Genomic DNA, 1,897 nt, shown 5'->3' with positions numbered 1-1,897 from the left:
CCGTAGCTCAGTTGGATAGAGTGTTGGCCTCCGAAGCCAAAGGTCGCAGGTTCAAATCCTGCCGGGCGCGCCACGAATTCGAAGCCCCACGACCGGTATGGTCGTGGGGCTTTTTGTTCGCCTCGACAAAGGGTTCGATACCTGGTGTGTCCCGGATGAGTTAATATGACGTATGACGAAACGCCGGGCGATAGGCTGCGCGCACGCTGGTGACATAGTATGGGGCTACAGGGGGCATGCTCAGGGTAACGCCATGACAACCGATATCTCGGCACTGAACGTACAGAAGGTCACGAAGCAGGGAAGTCTTCCGAGCCATGTCGCCGACAAGCTGGAAGCCTTGATCCTGGAAGGGAAGATCAAGGTGGGCGACAAGCTGCCGACCGAGGCGCGGCTGTGCGACTCGTTCGGCGTCAGCCGCACGGTGATTCGCGAGGCCGTGACCCACCTGAAGTCGCTGGGCCTGGTCGAGACGCGCAGGGGGGTGGGCACCACGGTGCTGCGTTCCACCGCCATCGAGGCCCGCCCGGCGGAGAGGATCAGCCCCACCACGATCGAGGACATCCTGCACGTGCTCGAACTCCGCCTGTCGCTGGAACCGGCGGCGGCGGCGCTGGCGGCCCGGCGATACGACGAACAGGATCGTCGCCATCTCGAAGCCAAGCACGCCGCTTTCATCAAGGCGCATGCCGAGAAGTCCCAGGCCCGGGTCGAAGACTACGAATTCCACTTCGCCATCTTCCAGGCGGCGAAGAACCCCTTCTTCGCCCAGCTCTACTCCCAGCTCAGCCAGAGCATGATACCCCGCGCCAAGCTGCTGGCCGGCGACATCGATCGGGCCGCCGCGGAGCGCTACATCGGCCGGGTCAAGGAGGAGCACGGCTACATCCTCGAGGCCATCCTGTCGCGCGACGAAGCGGCGGCGAGAGAGACCATGTACCAGCATCTCAACCGCTCGTGGAATCTCTACAGCGCCTATCTGGAGCAGTGAGAAGGGGGCGGTAGGCGGTGACCCTTGCGCTGGCGCCCAACCCACTTGCCCAAAAGCGACGCACACCGCATCCGCATGCGACACGGGAAGAGCGCCTGCCTGGCGGCCTTGTTGCGAATGACCGATTTTTAACGTATCCGAGAGCGACATCTTGGAATACAGTCAAGGTCGGGCTTGCCTGATCGCGACACCTCAAGACCCTGACACACCCCTTCGACGGGAAACATGCCGACAACCATAACGACGCGCGGCATCGGAGCATGACTATGGCCACGTACAAGGAAACGGCACCCCAGACGCTGGGCTTCCTGCTGCTGGAAAATTTCACCCTGTTCTCGCTGGCTTCGGCCATCGAGCCGCTGCGCATGGCCAACCAGCTGGCCGGGCGCGAGTTGTACCGCTGGTTCACGCTGAGCGTGGATGGCGGCCCGATCTCGGCCAGCGACGGGCTGCGGGTGACCCCGGACGGCGCCATCAGCATGCCGCTGGCGCTGGACATGGTGATCGTCTGCGGCGGCGTGGGGCCGGCCCGCGCCGTGCAGCGCGAGCACGTCACCTGGCTGCAGTCCCAGGCGCGCCTGTCGCGCCGGCTGGGCGGCATCTGCACCGGCAGCTGGGCGCTGGCCAAGGCGGGGCTGCTGGACGGCTACGAAACCAGCGTGCACTGGGAGTGCCTGGCGGCGATGCGCGAGTCCTTCCCCCGCACCGTACTGACCACGCGGCTGTTCTCCATCGACCGCGACCGGGCCACCGCCTCCGGCGGCACCGCGCCGCTGGACATGATGCTGACCCTGATCGGGCGCGAGCACGGTCGCGAACTCTCGGCAGGCATCTCCGAGATGTTCATCTGCGACCGGGTGCGCGGCGAGCACGACCACCAGCGGGTGCCCCTCAAGCACGTGCTGG

The 1,897-nt window shown here is 65.3% G+C and carries 2 protein-coding genes; both read left to right on the top strand.

Annotation, left to right across the window (positions count from 1 at the left end):
* Nucleotides 1–253 precede the first annotated feature (253 nt).
* The gene (locus tag DIS04_RS20225) at nucleotides 254–991 is read left to right on the top strand and encodes a FadR/GntR family transcriptional regulator (RefSeq protein WP_111415588.1); all 738 of its coding nucleotides are present in this window, start codon (nucleotides 254–256) and stop codon (nucleotides 989–991) included.
* Nucleotides 992–1,251: 260 nt separating this feature from the next.
* Nucleotides 1,252–1,897, top strand: a 646-nt coding sequence (locus DIS04_RS20220; protein ID WP_162623139.1) for an AraC family transcriptional regulator, incomplete at its 3' end; no start/stop codon positions are given.

The organism is Billgrantia lactosivorans (assembly GCF_003254665.1).
GTDB classification, from domain to species: Bacteria; Pseudomonadota; Gammaproteobacteria; order Pseudomonadales; family Halomonadaceae; genus Halomonas; species Halomonas lactosivorans.
This window is presented reverse-complemented; position numbering and strand designations above follow the sequence as displayed.